The sequence below is a fragment of the Terriglobales bacterium genome (genome assembly GCA_035457425.1).
Lineage (GTDB): Bacteria > Acidobacteriota > Terriglobia > Terriglobales > Acidobacteriaceae > JACPNR01.
Genome location: DATIBR010000003.1, coordinates 1 through 16,442, shown reverse-complemented (window position 1 = coordinate 16,442; position 16,442 = coordinate 1). Strand labels below are relative to the sequence as shown.

24 protein-coding genes are annotated in these 16,442 nt (G+C 66.7%); 10 read left to right on the top strand and 14 right to left on the bottom strand.

The features are described 5' to 3' along the window. The 4 genes from VLA96_00250 to VLA96_00235 all read right to left on the bottom strand — a co-directional run. Window positions 1-713: sugar phosphate nucleotidyltransferase (locus VLA96_00250; protein ID HSE47618.1), on the bottom strand; the 713-nt coding region annotated here is incomplete at its 3' end. Then, a complete protein-coding gene (locus tag VLA96_00245; protein HSE47617.1) occupies window positions 710-1,816 on the bottom strand; it encodes a glycosyltransferase in 1,107 nt (368 codons plus the stop codon). The genes VLA96_00250 and VLA96_00245, both read right to left, overlap by 4 nt. A 147-nt stretch (window positions 1,817-1,963) precedes the next feature. After that, complete coding sequence (locus VLA96_00240; protein ID HSE47616.1) at window positions 1,964-2,140, bottom strand: hypothetical protein; 177 nt, start codon at window positions 2,138-2,140, stop codon at window positions 1,964-1,966. Beyond that, a complete protein-coding gene (locus VLA96_00235; GenBank protein ID HSE47615.1) occupies window positions 2,133-2,555 on the bottom strand; it encodes an OsmC family protein in 423 nt (140 codons plus the stop codon). Before VLA96_00235 ends, VLA96_00240 begins: the two co-directional genes overlap by 8 nt. 147 nt (window positions 2,556-2,702) lie before the next feature. Here VLA96_00235 and VLA96_00230 point away from each other — a divergent pair, with 147 nt between their 5' ends. Continuing rightward, complete coding sequence (locus VLA96_00230) at window positions 2,703-4,697, top strand: M28 family peptidase (GenBank protein ID HSE47614.1); 1,995 nt, start codon at window positions 2,703-2,705, stop codon at window positions 4,695-4,697. A gap of 37 nt (window positions 4,698-4,734) precedes the next feature. Beyond that, entirely contained in the window at window positions 4,735-5,415 is a 681-nt protein-coding gene (locus VLA96_00225) for a lipid-binding SYLF domain-containing protein (GenBank protein ID HSE47613.1), read from the top strand. Window positions 5,416-5,540: 125 nt separating this feature from the next. On the opposite strand, the gene VLA96_00220 is transcribed toward VLA96_00225, so the two are convergent. Then, on the bottom strand, window positions 5,541-5,972 hold the full coding sequence (locus VLA96_00220; GenBank protein ID HSE47612.1) for a cyclic nucleotide-binding domain-containing protein: 432 nt from the start codon (window positions 5,970-5,972) through the stop codon (window positions 5,541-5,543). A gap of 326 nt (window positions 5,973-6,298) precedes the next feature. Between VLA96_00220 and VLA96_00215 the strand changes: the two genes are divergently transcribed. Then, window positions 6,299-6,709, top strand: coding sequence for a VOC family protein (locus VLA96_00215; protein ID HSE47611.1), 411 nt, complete (start codon window positions 6,299-6,301; stop codon window positions 6,707-6,709). Between the two features lie 90 nt (window positions 6,710-6,799). After that, entirely contained in the window at window positions 6,800-7,705 is a 906-nt protein-coding gene (locus VLA96_00210; GenBank protein ID HSE47610.1) for a pirin family protein, read from the top strand. Between the two features lie 86 nt (window positions 7,706-7,791). On the opposite strand, the gene VLA96_00205 is transcribed toward VLA96_00210, so the two are convergent. The 9 genes from VLA96_00205 to VLA96_00165 form a co-directional block, all read right to left on the bottom strand. Next, complete coding sequence (locus tag VLA96_00205; GenBank protein HSE47609.1) at window positions 7,792-8,700, bottom strand: hypothetical protein; 909 nt, start codon at window positions 8,698-8,700, stop codon at window positions 7,792-7,794. Then, window positions 8,697-9,572 carry an ABC transporter ATP-binding protein gene (locus VLA96_00200; protein HSE47608.1) on the bottom strand — a complete coding sequence of 292 codons (876 nt, stop codon included), beginning with the start codon at window positions 9,570-9,572 and terminating at the stop codon, window positions 8,697-8,699. The genes VLA96_00205 and VLA96_00200 overlap by 4 nt, the downstream gene beginning before the upstream one ends. Window positions 9,573-9,575: 3 nt before the next feature. Next, window positions 9,576-10,028, bottom strand: a complete 453-nt coding sequence (locus VLA96_00195) for a GntR family transcriptional regulator (protein ID HSE47607.1) — start codon at window positions 10,026-10,028, stop codon at window positions 9,576-9,578. A gap of 37 nt (window positions 10,029-10,065) precedes the next feature. Then, complete coding sequence (locus tag VLA96_00190; GenBank protein ID HSE47606.1) at window positions 10,066-10,752, bottom strand: hypothetical protein; 687 nt, start codon at window positions 10,750-10,752, stop codon at window positions 10,066-10,068. Between the two features lie 233 nt (window positions 10,753-10,985). After that, window positions 10,986-11,186: a cold-shock protein gene (locus VLA96_00185; GenBank protein HSE47605.1), complete on the bottom strand. Its 201-nt coding sequence runs from the start codon at window positions 11,184-11,186 to the stop codon at window positions 10,986-10,988. A gap of 154 nt (window positions 11,187-11,340) precedes the next feature. Continuing rightward, window positions 11,341-11,502 (bottom strand): hypothetical protein, encoded by a 162-nt coding sequence (locus tag VLA96_00180; GenBank protein ID HSE47604.1) that lies wholly within the window; start codon window positions 11,500-11,502, stop codon window positions 11,341-11,343. 68 nt (window positions 11,503-11,570) lie between these two features. Next, window positions 11,571-11,993: a hypothetical protein gene (locus tag VLA96_00175; protein HSE47603.1), complete on the bottom strand. Its 423-nt coding sequence runs from the start codon at window positions 11,991-11,993 to the stop codon at window positions 11,571-11,573. An 82-nt stretch (window positions 11,994-12,075) separates the two neighbouring features. Next, window positions 12,076-12,465, bottom strand: coding sequence for a hypothetical protein (locus tag VLA96_00170; GenBank protein ID HSE47602.1), 390 nt, complete (start codon window positions 12,463-12,465; stop codon window positions 12,076-12,078). A gap of 83 nt (window positions 12,466-12,548) precedes the next feature. Further along, a complete protein-coding gene (locus VLA96_00165) occupies window positions 12,549-12,875 on the bottom strand; it encodes a hypothetical protein (GenBank protein HSE47601.1) in 327 nt (108 codons plus the stop codon). A gap of 249 nt (window positions 12,876-13,124) precedes the next feature. Here VLA96_00165 and VLA96_00160 point away from each other — a divergent pair, with 249 nt between their 5' ends. The 6 genes from VLA96_00160 to VLA96_00135 form a co-directional block, all read left to right on the top strand. Beyond that, window positions 13,125-13,334 (top strand): hypothetical protein, encoded by a 210-nt coding sequence (locus VLA96_00160; GenBank protein ID HSE47600.1) that lies wholly within the window; start codon window positions 13,125-13,127, stop codon window positions 13,332-13,334. Window positions 13,335-13,526: 192 nt separating this feature from the next. After that, on the top strand, window positions 13,527-13,850 hold the full coding sequence (locus tag VLA96_00155; GenBank protein ID HSE47599.1) for a hypothetical protein: 324 nt from the start codon (window positions 13,527-13,529) through the stop codon (window positions 13,848-13,850). Between the two features lie 299 nt (window positions 13,851-14,149). Beyond that, window positions 14,150-14,734 (top strand): group I intron-associated PD-(D/E)XK endonuclease, encoded by a 585-nt coding sequence (locus VLA96_00150; protein HSE47598.1) that lies wholly within the window; start codon window positions 14,150-14,152, stop codon window positions 14,732-14,734. A gap of 93 nt (window positions 14,735-14,827) precedes the next feature. Continuing rightward, the gene (locus VLA96_00145) at window positions 14,828-15,160 is read left to right on the top strand and encodes a hypothetical protein (protein ID HSE47597.1); all 333 of its coding nucleotides are present in this window, start codon (window positions 14,828-14,830) and stop codon (window positions 15,158-15,160) included. A 440-nt stretch (window positions 15,161-15,600) separates the two neighbouring features. Then, complete coding sequence (locus tag VLA96_00140) at window positions 15,601-16,167, top strand: hypothetical protein (GenBank protein HSE47596.1); 567 nt, start codon at window positions 15,601-15,603, stop codon at window positions 16,165-16,167. Then, on the top strand, window positions 16,164-16,442 hold a 279-nt coding region (locus VLA96_00135), incomplete at its 3' end, for a hypothetical protein (GenBank protein HSE47595.1). The genes VLA96_00140 and VLA96_00135, both read left to right, overlap by 4 nt.

Here is a 16,442-nt window from a genome sequence, read left to right as displayed (position 1 = left end):
TCCTGCGCCGCCCGATATCCCGCCAGCGTCCCGACGTCCATGTACTGCTCGCCGGCGTACGCCGCGCCCACCGCATTCCCCGCCGCGATGGAAGCATTCAGCAAAGAGGAAAAGTACTCGTCCTGCCGGTGCCGCGCCTCCCACAGGCAGCGCAGCTCGTGCAGCGCCGCGCCCGTCGCCGTGATCGCTCCCCAGATCCAATGCGAGGACGCATCGGCGCGCTTCCCCTGCACTTCGCGCACGAGTCCCACCTCATCGGTCACGACCGCGTCGAACGCCGCCGGCTCGTTCACCGGAAAGAGCACCAGGTTCACGCCCGCGTGCGAGAAGTCCAGCGCCCGCAGGTACGCGTTCTCCGGGAACCAGATGGTGTCCGGCAGCCCGATCAGCACGCGGTCGTGCGCGCGCGCGAACGGCTCCGCCCGGAACACCGCGTCGCACAGCCCCCGCGGCTGCCGCTGCACCACGTAGAACAGCTCGGCCGCGTACTCGCGCTCGGCGTAGTAGCGCACGATGTCGGTCTTCTCCGCCGAGATCACCAGCGCGATCTGCTCCGCGCCCGCCGCGATCATCCGCTCCACCAGGTACTCCGACACCGCTTTCGGACGCTCCGCGCCGTTCACCACGCGCGAGCCGACCGGCAACAGCTCCTTCGAGCAGCCGAGCGGCTGGATCCGCTCGCCCGCGCCCGCCGCCGGGATGATCCCGATCACGCTGCCTCCTTCTGGATGAACGGCCGCTGCTTCGTCGCGCGCGCCTCTTCCAGGTACGCCAGCAACTGCTCGGCGCGCCGCTCGCCGGTGTGCTCCGCCAGCGTCCGCTCGCGCGCCCGTCGCGCCACACGCGCCAGCTCCTCGTCGCTCCGTTCCATCGCGCCGGCGACGTCCTCCGCGCTCCCGGCCAGCAAGATCTCCTCGCCGTCGCGGAAAAACTCTTCGATCCCCTCCCAGCGATCGCTCACGATGGGCGCGCCGCACGCCGCGGCCTCGAAGAATCGCCCCGACGGGCAGTAGCCATACGTCGCCATCGTCGCGCGCGTGAGGTTCAGCGCCAGCCGGGCAGACGAGTAAAACTCCGGATGCTCCGCCGGCGTCACATGCTCGAGCCGCCGCACGTTCCCCGGCCAGTACGGCTCCCACTCCCACGGATACAGCGAGCCCGCCAGCAGGAATTGCCGCTGCGGCATCCGCCGCGCCGGCTCCAGGAACAGCGCGTCCAGCTTTTCCTGACGGTCCGCCGCGTACGTCCCCATGTACGCCAGCTCCGCTGCGAACTCCGCCCGCGGCGCCGTCCGCACGTACACATCCGGGTCGACGCAGCCGTACAGCGGCCGCGCCATCCGCGCGCCGAACACCGAGCTCAGCACCTCGAGCACGCCGCCGCCGGTGAACGAGAGCGCCAGGTCGAAGCGCGCGAGCTGCTCCGCCGCGAGGTACTCGCACTCCCCCGTGCCCAGTTTCGCCAGCGTCAGCGGCGTGTCGAGGTCGTAGAACACGCGCAGCGGCCGCCCCAGGTCGAGCAGCTCCGCCGCGATGCGCTCGCCTTCCGGCACGAAGCTGCCCAGGATGACCGCGTCCGAGCAGCGCGCCTCGCGCAGCGCCTGCTCGCGCACCTCGTCCCACGTCGGATACAGCTCCAGCCGCGCATAGTCGCAGCGCTCCAGGTCGCGGCGCGAATAGTAGTAGTGGACGTCGCGCTCGTAAAAGCTCAGCTCGCACCCGCGCCCGGCGAGCGCACGCAGCAAAGCGCGATAAGGCGTGGCGTGGCCGTTGCCCCACGAGGAGGAGAGCGTCAGGCCGATGAAGGTGAGTTTCACTGAGCGACCGTGCTGGGACCTGTGTTGCCTTCGGTCAGATGGGCAAAGTAGCTGCTCTGTTGCCGCAGCCCTGCTCGCCGCGTGCTCGCCCGCGGCCGGGAAACAGCAAGGGCCGCGCCTCGGCGCGGCCCTTTTCCATCCGTCCCTTCAGTAAAAGTCCGAGCAGCTCAGGAAGAACCCGCACTGCTCGCACTTCAACTTGCAGCCGCGGTCCTTCAACTTCGCTCCGCAGGTCGGGCAGTACTGCCCCACCTCCGCTGCTCGTTGCGAGGCCGGCGACTCGCCCGCCTGCGCCGGACTCCGCGGCTTGCCCTCTTCAGCCAAGTTTCGCGTCCATCGTGATCTCCGCCTTGAGCAGCCGCGAGATCGGGCAGCCCGCCTTGGCGTTGTTGGCCGCCTGCTCGAACTTCGCCTTGTCCGCGTTGGGGATCTTCGCCGTCACGTCGAGGTGGACCTTCGTCACGGTCCAACCCGCGTCGAGCTTCTCCATCGTGACGGTGGCGGTGGTGTCGATTGCGTCGGCCGTCATGCCGGCGCCGCCCAGCTGTCCCGAAAGCGCCATCGAGAAGCAGCCCGCGTGCGCCGCCGCGATCAGCTCTTCGGGGTTCGTGCCCGGCTCGTTCTCGAACCGCGTGGTGAACGAGTACGCCTTGTTCTGCAGCGCGCCGCTGCCGGTCGAGACCGTGCCTTTGCCGTCCTTCAATCCGCCGCGCCACTGCGCGCTTGCTTTCCTCTGCATCGTCTTACTCCTGCTGGATGGATTATGAGTCACTGCCAAAAACAATCAAGCTTAACATTCCCTCCTCATCGGGTTGCGCGGCCGCCCTCGGCCGCGGCTTTTGACTTTCAATGGCTCTCCTTCCTCTGACATACTGCGCGCGCCCGTATGTCCAGCTCTCCCCAAGTCGCGCCGCTTCACGACCATGTCGAGCGCTGGCTGCGCGAGCGCTCGCGCACGCGCCGCGCCGTCGACGAGCGCGTCCAGGAACTCATCGCCAACATCCGCGCCGGCTGCGACCGCTACCAGTCCGAAGACTGGGACCGCGCCAACGAGCGCCACGCTGACGACTTCATCGCCCAGCTGCGCGCCGAGTTCGGCGACCGCGTCTTCGTGACCACGCGCCCGCCCGCGCCCGCCGGGCCCCGCGCGGCGGTCTTCAGCCGCCGCGTGGAGGGAGGCGCCGCCCCGCTCGACCCCGCCCTCGCCGACTGCCTCTATCCCTCGCTCGAAGACTCGGCCGCGCGCGCCGACGAAGCCGTCGAGCAGCGCACGCCTGTCGTCGTCGTCGAGCGCCAGCACATCCCCGCGATGGCGCAGCGCACCACCGCTTACAACTACATCTTCACCGTGCCCGGCGAATCGCCCGAGCGCCTCGTCCTGGTCGCCCACTACGACACCTGGCGCGGCCCCGGCGCCGACGACAACGGCACCGGCGAGGAGATCGTGAAGCAGTACCTGCTCGCCGACCTGCGCTCCACCGCCCGCCCCGGGCGCACGCGCGTCTACATGCTCGCCGGCTCGGAGGAGTGCGGGCTCATCGGCTTCACCTCGCAGGTCTTCCTCGCCGCCGGCCTCGGCATGGTCAACGCCGCGCTCGCTCGCGGCGTATGGAGCGTGGTCGCGCTCGGCCTGGCGCTCGTCCCGCTCGCCAATTTCCGCTTCGGTGTCTCCGGCTCGCGCGAGTACGTGAAGTCGCTGAGCGAGGCCGAGCTGCGCCGCATCGCCTCCGTCATGTCCATCGACTCGGTCGGCGAAGGCCGCATGTACATCCCGGAGAGCTCGCTGGGCGCGAACTTCATCCGCGCCTTCCTGCCCTTCGCCGGCTACGAGTCGCTCAACGACATCCTCGAGGAAGGCGCGCACCTCCACGGCATCAAGTACAACACCTTCATCGCCGGCGGCACCACCGACCACGTCAGCTTCCTCGAAGCCAACAGCGGCCTCCTCGACCGCCTCGCCGACCTCCTCGGCGCCCCCAAGTGGCTCGGCACCCACCGCCGCGGCCGCCCCAAGATCCCCGCCTCCGCGCTCGTCGCGCTCTGCCCCGGCAAGGCCTCGCCGCTGGTCTTCGGCGGCAAGATCCACACGCCGCACGACACCCCCGACCGCATCTACCCGCAGCCGCTCGCCGAATCCCTCCGCATCCTCGATTACTGGTACTACGTCATGGAAGGCGGCGAGCGCATCGCCGCGCCCCGCCAGCTCGACGAGTTCCACTACGCCCAGCTCTTCCGCGTCCGCCTGCCCGTAGAAGAGGGAGTGCGCTCCGAATACTGGCTCGCGCTCAAGGACGCCATCGAGCCCAACCGCCGCAACCTCAACGGCCTCTACCGCTGCGAAGCTCGCATCACCGGCACGCGCGCGACCTGCACCGGCCTCGAGCCGCTCGACTGGGGCGTCCACACCCGTTTGCGCCACGAAGTCACCGAAACCCTCGCCGAGCGCGGCGGCCTCGGCTACGAGCGCGTTCCGGTGCACGAGCTGCTCATCCCGCAGGCCGCGCTCTACTACGCCCTGCCCTCGCGCCAGTATTGGCGCAAGCTGCTGTCCAAAACGCACACCGCGCTCGGCCTGTTCGCGCGCTTCATGGGCTCCAACACGTTCCTTACCTTTTTCGCCGCCGCCTACTTGCTCGCCCAGACGGTCGGCTTCGCGCTCACTGCCGTGCTGGTCCGCCTGCCCGCCTTCGCCGAGCTCTTCTTCCGCTTCTTCCCGGTCACGCTTCCCCTGGTCGTGCTCGGCCAGATGGCCATCCTGCTCTGGCTCATCGGGCGCAAGCTGCCCGCCATCATCGACAACAACTACCGCCACCTCAACCAGGCCGACAACCTGGTCAGCCTCCGGCGCGTATACTCAGGGGCTGCAAACGGCGGGCGCTAGGCCCTCGACGCCGCGCCTCACAGGAAAGGAAACTTCCATGCGCAGACTCATCGCCCTGCTCGTCCTCACCCTCACCGCCTCGCTCGCATTCGCCGACGCCAAGACCGACTCCGCCAAGCGGCTCGAAAGCGCCGGCTGGGTCCTCAAGGAGATCATGGCCGTCCCCGAAAAAGGCATTCCCAAGGAAGTCCTCGACGGCGCCAAGTGCCTCATCGTGGTTCCCAACATGAAGAAGGGCGGCCTCGGCATCGGCGGCAAGCACGGCCGCGGCGTCGCCACCTGCAGGACCGCCAAGGGATGGTCCGCGCCCGCCTTCATCTCCATCGGCGGCGGCTCCGTCGGCCTCCAGATCGGCTTCTCCACCGTCGACCTGGTGCTCGTCTTCATGAACGACAAGTCCGTTCAGAACCTGTTGCAGAACAAGTTCGAGATCGGCGCCGACGCCAGCGCCGCCGCCGGTCCCACCGGGCGCCATGCCTCCGCCGGCACCGACTGGAAGGCGGAGACGCAGATCCTGACCTACTCGCGCGCCAAGGGCGCCTTCGCCGGCGTCTCGCTCGAGGGCGCCAAGATCCAGCAGGACGACGACTCCACCGTCGCCACCTACGGCAAGATGATCGACCAGAAGGAAACGCTCGGCGGCGCCACTCCCGCGCCCGCCGTCGCCGAGCCCTTCCTCAAGGCCGTCGCTGACGCCGTCGCTGCCGCCGGGAAATAGCTCTTCAACGGAGGTCATCCCGAGCGAGTCCGCCGGGGCGGACGAGTCGAGGGACCCGCATTTCCTCCTGGGAACACGAACGGCGGTCGCTCAGCGACCGCCGTTCGTCCCTGCCAGGACCTTCCCTACTGACCGTGACCGTTCTTGTTCTTCTCCGCCAGCGCCTGCGACGTGTCGCGCAGCCGCCGCGAGAGGTTCAGCGCGATCGACTTGAAGAACCGGTGCCCGACCGACGGGAACGTGTCGAAGATGTCGCGCAGCTTCGCCGCCGGGATCCTGTCCGCCTCGACCTCCGTGTCCGCCACCACCGACGCGCTCGCCGGCCGGCCCTCCAGGAACCCCATCTCCCCGCAGATCGCCCCCGCGCCCAGCTGCGCCACCTTCTTCCCGGCGATCTGGATCCGCACCGTCCCCTTGCGGATCACGTACACATAGTCGATGGGGTGCGCTTCCCGGATCAGAGGCTGCTCCGCCGTGAATGTCGCCACCGTCGCGTGGTCCCCGATCAGCACCCAGTCATTCGCCGTCAGGTACTCGAGCTGTGTTGCCTTCACCATTCTCCACTCCACATCCCTCTCGCAGGCAGACCACAAGCATCCGCGGCCTGGCGGTGGCGCGCGCTTGGGGTTCCTTTGCTAGGGGCCCTGGGAAACGCTGTTTCGTTGACGGCAGCCTACCACGATTCCGACTCGAAGCAAGTTACCCTCGTAAGTTACTCAGGTCACTTGGCTTCCGTGGACAGCGCCCAGTGGACAGTGCACCGTGGCCCTCCCCCAGCCTCCGTTCTCCGCTGTCTTCAGGCTACAATCCCCTGCCACGACGGGCCGCTGTCCACCGCCCACCGTCCACTGTCCACTGTATGAAGGCCGGCTGGTCCACTCCGATGCTGCACGTCGGGAGCGTGGAGCGCTCCATCGCCTTCTACCGCCTGCTCGGCTTCGAGTTGGTCGATGTCGAAGGCCCGCAAGGCTGCCTCGGCTGGGCCCGCATGCGCACCGACGACGGCAGTGCCATCATGTTCCTGCTCGCCGAGGAAGGCGTTCGCGTCGAGCCTGAGAAGCAGGGCATCCTGCTCGCGCTCTACACGCCCGGCCTGCCGGCGCTGCGCGCCCAGCTCGTCGCCGCCGGCGTCCGCGCCCCCGAGATCGAGCATCCTCCGTGGATGCCGAGCGGCCACCTCTTCCTGCGCGATCCCGACGGCTACGGCGTCGGCATCAACCATTGGTCCGACGCCGAGCACGACGCCTGGCTCAAGCTCCTCGACCAGAAGCGCGCCGCCGGCCGCATCCCCTGATCGGTCATGTGGCGGCGGGCGACCTCGCCCGCCTGAATCTTTCTCATATCAACCAGCATCGATATCAGGGTTCCCACGAAAGAGGTCTCCATGTCCCTCCGCCCGGTGAAGCAGGTCATCCAGCCCAAGCCCACGCTCGAAGGCGCCGGCGTGAAGCTGCAGCGCGCCTTCGGCTTCGGCAAGACCAAGGACTTCGATCCCTTCCTGCTGTTCGACGACTTCCGCAACGAGCGTCCCGAGGATTACCTCGCCGGCTTCCCCTGGCATCCGCACCGCGGCATCGAGACCATCACGTACGTGCTGGCCGGCTCGGTCGAGCACGGCGACTCGCTCGGCAACAAGGGCAAGATGACCGCCGGCGACGTCCAGTGGATGACCGCCGGCTCCGGCATCCTGCACCAGGAGATGCCCAAGGGCGACCCGAGCGGCCGCATGCACGGCTTCCAGCTCTGGGCGAACCTGCCCGCTTCGCTCAAGATGACCGACCCGCGCTACCAGGACATCCCGTCGGCCGCCATCCCGGAAGTCACCGAGGACGACGGCACGCGAGCGCGCATCATCTGCGGCGAGTTCTGGGGCAAGCGCGGCCCGGTCGAGGGCGTCGCCGCCGATCCGGCTTACGTCGATGTCTCGGTGCCGCCGCACACCAGGCGCCGCATCCAGGTCGACGTCACGCGCAACGCCTTCGCCTACGTCTTCGCCGGCTCCGGCGCCTTCCGCGACGCGTCCGAACCGCGCGCCGTCCTCACCGAGCACACCGCCGAGCCGGAAGCCGCGCCGCACTACGACGCGCGCAACCACTCGCTCGTGCTCTTCGACCGCGGCGACGAGCTCGTCGTCCAGTCCGGCCCGGAAGGCATCCGCTTCCTGCTCGTCTCCGGTAAGCCGCTCGAGGAGCCGGTCGCCTGGTACGGCCCCATCGTCATGAACACCCCCGACCAGATCTCGACCGCGATCGCCGAGCTCAACTCCGGTACCTTCATCAAGCACCGGTGAACCAGGCCTTTTCAACTTGATCATGGGGAGGCGGGCGACCTCGCCCGCCTCTATCTTCCGGGCGACTCGCGACTGCGCTACGCCTCTCACATCGGCCCTCTCGCCCGCCGCACCCGCATCGCGACGTACAGGAACACCGCGGCTACGGCCAGGCCGCCCCACAACCCCGGCGTCAGCAGGAAGTTGATGGGTGTGAGGTGCGCCATCGGGTCCATCGGCATCTTGCCCGCGGGAACCATCGCCTCCATGCCCCCGCCGCTCACCCGGTACAGCAGGTAACCCGGCAGGAACTTGCTGCCGAACAGTGCGTGTTCCAGCGCCACCAGCCCCGCCACCGGGAGCGCCGCCCAAACGAATGCGATGTGCCGCACCGCCGCCGACACCAGCAGCAGCCACGCGTACAGCGGCGCCCACCACAGGATGTGGATGGTCAGCATGTGGTACAGCAGCCCGAACGACTCCACGAAGAAGTGATGCCACATCGCGCCCGGCCCGAAGCCGTTGGCGAGCATCACTGCGCTGCCCACCAGCAGCATCAGGAACTGCGCCACCAGCGTGATCGCGTAGCCGATGAGCGGCGCCAGCACCCCGCCGACCGTGAACTTCGCCAGCACCGTGAGCGTGTCTGAGACCGGGAGCGACTTCCAGAACAGGATGCTGCGGTCGCGCCGCTCCGCCTGCAGCGCGTCCAGCAGGTAGAAGATGCCCGCCAGCACCGCCGTCACCAGGATCATCGCCGCCGCGAAGTCCGGCTGTTCTTCCAGGATCTTCCGGCGCAGCGCCATGTCGTGCGTCGAAAGCGCGCGCCCCAGCGTCGCGATCACGTAGCCGACCACCGTCAGCGCGCCCACGATCACCGGCGCCCAGTAGAGGAAGCGGTACTCCCACAGCTCGCGCCGCACCGACCACAGGAACAGCCGCGCGGCCGGGACCTCGGCGGCGTGCGGCGGCACAGCGTCGCGCTCTTCGGCCCGAGGAATGGCGTCGGTGCTCATTGCACGCCTCCTTCCGCCCGCGATGGAGCGCTCGTCAGCACCGCCACGAAGATGTCCGCCAGCCCCGGCGTGCGCACCTCGCCCAGCGCCGCCAGCCTGCCGCGCTCCGTATTCTCGAAGATCATCACCGTCCGCCCCAGCGACTGGCGCTCGCTCAGCGGCTTCAGCGCGCGCGCCTCCGCCGCCTTCTCCGGACGCACCGCGACCTCGGCGAAGCGCAGCTCCAGCGTATCCATCGGACCGCCGAACACGATGCGCCCCCGGTCGATGAACAGCACGTCCGTCAGCACGTGTTCCAGCTCCTCCACCTGGTGGGTCGTCACCAGGATGGTGCGGTCCCCGTCGAAGTAGTCGTTGAGCAGCGTGTCGTAGAACTGCTTGCGGAAGAGGATGTCGAGGCCCAGCGTCGGCTCGTCCAGCACCAGCAGCCGCGCGTCGATCGCCATCACGATGGCCACGTGCAGCTGCGCTACCATCCCCTTCGAGAGTTCGCGCACCCGCGCCTCGCGCCCGATCGTCGTCTTCGCCAGTAAAGCCTCCGCCTTCCCCCGGTCGAACCGCGGATGCACCCCCGCCACGTAATCCAGCGCCTGCCGCACCCGGATCCACCGCGGCAGGACCGCCACGTCGGAGATGAAGCACACCTCGCGCATCAGCCGGTCGCGCTCCTCCCACGGGTCCCGCCCCAGCACCCGCAGCTCGCCCTCGTACGGCGTCAGCCCCAGGATGGCGTTCAGCGCCGTCGTCTTCCCCGCGCCGTTCGGCCCGATCAACCCCACGATGCGCCCCTCTTCCACTCGCAGGTCCACCCCCGCGAGCGCTTCCGTCTTGCCGTAGTGCTTGCGCAGCCCGCGCGCTTCGATGCAGGCCATGGCTTACTTCTCCTCTTTCAGCGGATCTTTCTTCTCTTGGGTGGGCGCCGGCGACTCGCCGGCGCGTGCCGCCGGGTCCCCCTCCGCCTTCGATCTCGGAGCGAAGGGGTTGTCCCCGAACAGCTCCTGCGGCCAGATCCCGAGCTGCCGGATCCGTTCGCGCACGCGCGGCCACTCCTCCTCGAGGAACCGCCGGCGCTCCGTATCGCGCAGCAGCGCATACGCGCCCGGCACCACGTACATCCCCCGCCCGCGCCGCGCCTCCACCAGCCCTTCGTCCACCAGCTGCTGGTAACCCTTCAGAACCGTGAGCGGATTCACCCGGTACTCCGCCGCGACGTTCCGCACCGAAGGCAGCGGATCGCCTTCCTGCAGCGCGCCGTCCAGGATCATCGCCACCACGCGGTCGCGCAGCTGGCGGTAGATCGGCTGACTGTCGTTCCACTCACGGTCCATCGGGGTTCCCTATTCGCCTTCGTCCGAACAGCAGACCTTACCAGAGCTTCGTGCTCACCCGCCGCAGGTCCATCTTCGCCTGCACCGCGTGCAGCGCGCCGTCCTTGCCCCGCAGCATGAAGGTCCAGTCCTCGATGTGGTGGTCCTTGTCGATGAACGTGAAGATCGCGTGGTGCATGTGGCCGAACCGGTCGCTGCCGCCCAGCTCGGCAAACTCGAACTCCAGCGTCTTGCCGTCGGGCGACGCCTTGCTCAGCGTCATCCGCGGACGATTCCCCGCGTCGCAGTAGTGCACCAGGTTCAGCTTGTCCTGGTCGAGGTAGAACATCGTCACCGGGTGGTCGTATTTGCTCGGGTCGAGCGGCGTGTTGCCCTGCTGGAATTCGTGCACCAGCACGTTGCCGCGCGACGTCACCTTCATGCTCACGCGCAACGTCCCGGCTTCTTCCAGCGCCTTCTTCGCGCCCGGGAAGTCGGTCTCCACGTTCCCTTCCCACTCGCCCGCCAGCGCCTTCATCGCGTCGAACGTGAGCTGCGCTTCGGTCTTTGGGGCCGCCGGTTTGGCGGGCTCGGCCGCGGCTGGTTGCGCGGCCGGCTGCGTCGCAGCGGCCGGCTGCTGCGCGGCGGCGACTGGATGGTTGTGCTGGTCGGCTTGCCCGTACGTGAGCGCGGACAAAAGGATGATCGCGATGGCGCTGCTGAAGCTGTAGCTATGGCACTTCATACTTCACTCCTGACATGGCGGCCTGAGCCGCTGCGGTTTGAACAACTGCGGGGTGATCAGCCCCGCGGTGCCGCGACTGTTATAGTTAACTATAACAGTGCTACACATGTCAAGGAGTCCGATATGATTTCTGTAACCTAAAGCATCTAAAGATGTTACTCGCAAACACGAAGGGCGATCCCGGCCACGGGATCGCCCTTCGCTTGCTCTACCAAAACTTTGCCGCTCAGGTCTTACAGGACCTGGACGTTCTCAGCCTGGAAGCCCTTCGGTCCCTTGGTGACGCTGAAACTGACGGCCTGACCCTCCGCCAGCGAACGGAAACCGTTCGACTGGATGGCGGAGAAGTGCACGAAGACGTCCTCACCGGTTTGACGGGTGATGAAGCCGTAGCCCTTGGCGTCGTTGAACCACTTCACTGTTCCTTGTTCCATGTTGTTACACACATCCTTGTTTGATTTGTTACGCGTCGGTAAAGGACTGGGAGGTTACTTCAGGCAGGAACTTCGGCGAGAAGAACTGCGCACAACCTAGTTTCTTTGTCGCACGTACTGGAACAGTATAACACACGCGGCTCGCGGCCGGCGGCTACTTCTGTTCGACGGCGGTCGCGGGCGGCTCGGCGGCGGCCTTCACCTCGCCGGTGCCGTTGCAGTGCTTGCACACCTGGTCGCGGCCGTCCTTGCCCTTGCCGGCGCACGCCGGGCAGCGCTTCAGATCGAAGGAAAGACGACGCAAACGGTCAGCCATGGCGGCCTGCTTTCTGGGGAGGGCTGCTCGCAGTGTGACACGCCCGGCCGCGGATAGCAACCGGCGCGCTACGCCAGGCCGGAGCGCCCGGGGCCTTCGACCCGCAGCAGCTCGTCGACCTCGCGGATGTGCGTGCTGCCCGCCAGCATGGCGGCGATGCGCCGCAGGACGTCGCCCGGGTCGCCGCCCGACTCCATGACGCGGCTGATCGTGCCGTGCGGCGCGAACAGGCCGGCGTCGGTGATGAGCAGGATCGGCAGCGTCGGCTTGCCGCGCGAGAGCCGGTCGGAGTATTCGGCAGCCTGCTTCAGGTCCGGGCGCCGCAGCGCGATGATCAGCAGGTCGAAGTGGCCCTCGTGGTTGATCTGCTCGGAGCTGAGCCAGTCCTGCCGCACGCGGACGTCGTAGCCGGCGCCCTCGAGCACGTGCACGCGGGTCGCGCGCCGCGCGTCGTCGCGGTCGATCAGCAGGATGCGGGAGGGTTCTTTCAAGCCGTATGAGATGTGCGGAAAGGCCTGGCGGCTGCTTTGCCGGCAGCGGTTTCTCCGCCGGGTCCCGCGCCGCTCCCCGACGCTACGCTACCGCGCTGGTGCCCGCCCGCTGGCCGAGCTTCCGGACGGTCTCGCGCAGGGCCTCGAGGTCTTCCTTGAGCTGCGTCATGCGCGTGATGTGCGTCCCCATCTCGTTGTAGATATGCTCGATGCTGCGGTCGACGTACGCCACTTGCTTGACCAGGTCCTTGAGGCTGGTGGCGCGTCCCGCGGGCCCGGTGGCGCCTTCGGGGCCGATCTTGCCGGAGTGGCCGCGCGGCCCGTCGAGCCCCTGCGAACCGGTGTCGCCTTTCATTCCCTTGTCGCCCTGCGCGCCCTGCGCGCCGGTGGCGCCCGCCGGTCCCGGAGGCCCGGGGATCCCTCGGAGTTGCTGCGAAGCGCGCCGAGCCGGTGTGGCATTGCGTTGCGGCATTGGTTCCTCCTGCAAGAATTAGGGGGAAGGCGGTTTCAGCCGCCTTCCCCGATGGGGTGCGATGAACGCACCGTGATCCGCGGTTAGGCGATCGCCTTGACGGGCGCGGTGTGCGACAGCAGCGTGGAGTGGATCACTTCTTCGCTGCGCACCGTCGGCGTCCCCTCGACCATCTTCGACAGGATCTTCACCACGTCGTTGTAGCCGTTCTTGGCATAGAGCTCGGCGTTCTCGCGCGTGTCCCACAAGCTGATCGCGGTCACGTCGAGGCTGTTCGGATTGCAGAAGCTGATCTCGTCCTGGAAACCCTTCTGCCGGCGGAGCAGCGGCAGGACTTCGGCGCTGAACGTCTTGGTGTAGTCGTTCAACATGGCGGGCTTCAGGTGGACGGAAACGTTGCGAGCAAACATGGGCAACCTCCTCGGGTTGTCGTGCAGGCACAGACTGCGTGCAGTGACTAAGAGGAGTGAACTTCAGATGGGCTGACTTAGCTCAGAAGACCTGAAAGAGGAGAGAAGTGACTTGCCAACCTCATCTCCGACACTACGCGCTATCCGCGACGTAGTCAAACGCGGGCGGTGATGGTCGTTACGGCCGTAACATCACTGGGTGACGCGCGTCACATCGAACGCTCGTACGCGTTGGCAGAATGCGCGTCCATGAACTACAACCTGCGCATCGCCAAAATGGCCGACGGGTGGTTCCTCGCCTGCCTGGGAAAACGCGAACCGGAACAGTGGAGCAGCCAGCGCCTGCACGGCTTCCTGGTCGAGCACGGCTACACCGAGGACGACGCCGGCCACATGGTCTTCCAGGCCGAAGGCGCCCTCGAGATGGAGATCTACGTCCCGGAACTGGGCACCGCCTAGGGGCGAGCGTTCCCTCTCCCACCCTTTGCTCCCGCAAGGTGTGCCGGGGCCAGGTCGCGGGGTTTGACTCCGGACCGCAGGGAGCGTAGCGTCGAGCCTGGGAAGCTTTCCTCCTTCTCTTTCAGATCTCCTGGACTAAGTCAGCCCATCTGAAGTCCGCCCACCTTAGCCATCCCGTTCAGGAGGCCACCCATGTATGCGCGGACTGTCGTCATCCGTCTGAAAACGAACGCGCTCGCCGGTTTCAACCAGGCACTCGAGAAAGAGATCATCCCGCTGCTGCGCCGGCAGGCGGGGTTCCGCGACGAGCTCGCGGTGGCGAGCGACGACCGCTCGCACGTGACCGCCATCAGCCTGTGGGACACCCAGGCGCACGCCGAGGCCTACAACAGCGCCGGCTATCCTGCCGTGCTGATGTCGGTGGAGAAGTACCTGGACGGCGTCCCGAAGGTGCGGTTTGGGAGCGTGATCAATTCGACCCCGCACAAGCTCGTCGCCGTCATCGCGGCCGCCTAGCGTTTCCACCCTTCGCCTCGGGAGAAGCACGCGCGCCCGCGCGGCGCGCCGCTTGGTCCGCCCTCGACGAATCCTTCTCCACTAGTCACTGACCACTGGCCACTGACCACTGGCCACTGGCCACTGACCACTGGCCACTGGCCACTGGCCACTGCTTTTCCTGTCAAGCCCCCAAGATCGCTCTCTTCCGCCTAACCCCTTGATTCGCTGCGGAATTTAGCTGCCGCCCGCATGTCCGGTTTGGGGTACCGGATTTGCCATACTGGAAGTAGCGGCAAATCTTCCTCGCCGCGCCTCCCTTGAAGCTCTCCACACCTCCCCGCCCCACGCGCAAGCAGAAGGGCGAGATCGCCGAAATGGCCTTCGCCGCCAAAGCGATGTCGCTCGGCATGACCGTCAGCCGTCCCTACTCCGAGACCTGCTACGACTTCGTCCTCGAATCCGCCGGCCGCCTCTCGCGCATCCAGGTCAAATCCGGCTGGTCCGAGATCCATCACGGCGGTTATCCCGTCAAGATGAGCAACTACCTCCGCGCCTACCGCCCCGACGAGATCGACTTCATCGCCGTTTACATCGTTCCCGAGGACACCTGGTACGTCGTCCCCGTCTCGGCCGTCCGCGGCCGCATGACCAACTTCTACCCCAACGTCCCCCGCAGCCGCGGCGCCCTCGAACGCTTCCGCGAAGCCTGGGAGCTGCTCTCCGCACCCACAGGGACGTCACCCCGAGCGCCGCACAATAAGGGATTGTCATCCCGAGCGACGGCGCGGCGCTTTCCCCGCGCCGGAGTCGAGGGACCTGGCGTTTCAACCAGTGAACAATTCGCCCGCGCGAAGCGCGCCCGCGCCGCCTGGTCCGCCCTCGGTGAGTTCCTCTTCCGCTAGCCACCCACAGCCACAAGACGCGAGCGCAGCGAGCTTTCCGCGCTGCCGCAGGCTGACGCGCAGCACAGCGCAGCGTCCGGCTAGAATCGGAGCATGGGATTCTGGGAGAAGCTGGTGCCGCCGAGCGAGAAGGCGATGGCGGCGAAGACGGCGAACTGGCCGACGGGCACCGCGAAGGTCCACGAGTGGGATATCGATACCGAGCACGGCAAACCCGCAGTGACGTTCGCCTACAGCTACGAGGCGCAAGGTGACTTCTGGGGCGGTGAGGCGAGGATCCCGTGCGCCACGGTGAAGGCGGCGGAAGAGTTGGGCGAGCGCATGACGCTGCTGGCGTTCACCGTCCGATACTCACCGGACGATCCGTCGAAGTCCTGGGTGGATCTAAGCCAGTTCCGCGATCTGCTGGGCATGCCCGTGGAGTGAACTCCTCCTACCCTTTGCTCCGCACAAGCCGCTCCGCCCGCCGCGGCGGTATGGGGCACCCTCAGGATTCTCGCTCAGCGGAAAGGGTGGGCCACCCGCCACCCTCAGGACCTCGTTCGGCGGCAAGGGTGGGCCACCCGCCCGCGTTTTCAATTGTCAATTTTCAATTGTCAATTTGAGTGGGTGGGCCACCCGCCCACCCGTCCATACCTGGGCCACCCGCCTCCGCTTCTTTGCGTGGGCGAAAAAGGGAGAGTTTGTCGACTGTTCTGAAAACAGAACAGGATCAGGAGCTACCGCGGTTCCGCCAGGAATGGGGCCTATAATTCCGGGGATTTGGCTCCCTTGTTGCGAGGTGGCAGATGCCAGACAACGATAATCCTACAAGCCCAAGGTCAACGTCACGGCCGGGTAGCAGCGACGATGCCGAGCTCCATGCTATGAACGTGATCGTCGCTGCATTGGCCCCGCTCCAAGAGGAACAGCGCCTCCGAGCACTCGATTATGTGCTCAAACGATTTGGCACCGTTGGTCTGCCACCATCGACACCAGCTCCCGCACCGTTCCAGCCCGCAGCCTCACCTGCTGCTACGCAGCTCACGCCAGGCGTTCCCGCCGTGTTGGATATTCGCACCCTTAAGGAAACCAAGAGACCGAGGAGCGCGAACGAGATGGCGGCTCTTGTTGCGTATTACCTCTCGGAAATTGCTCCTGCCGCAGATCGAAAGGAGACAATCAACGCCAGCGATATTGAGCGCTACTTCAAGAGCGCGAACTTCGCCTTGCCTGGGCATGCACGGTTCACCTTGTCAAACGCCAAGAATGCGGGGTATCTCGACAGCGCAGGGACGGGACAATACAAGCTGAATCCGGTGGGCTACAACCTTGTCGTTCATCGAATGGGCGTGGGCGAAGGGGCAAAGGCAAAGAGGAAACCCCGCCAGTCGAGAGGTAAGCGCAGCAAGAAGGCCGTTGCTGAGGCAGGGTCGGTCCGCGAGAAGAAATGACGCAGGCCCATCCAGCCTCGGAAGCATGGGCCCAGTGGTGGCAACGGCTAGATACGTTGAAGGTGACCATTAGTCGACTGCCAGCGAAGCTCCTTGTCAGTTCTGCCTCAGCGCGCGGCGAAGCTCGGGAATTAGTCCAGTTCTACTTTCGGCAAGTCCGACCGCAGCTAGAGGCGATGGGCATTGAAGCTGCAAGAATTGATGAGATCGATCAGAAGATGCAGCACATGATCGAGCTAACCGCCGGCCCCAATCGCAAATCCACCTACCTCGGG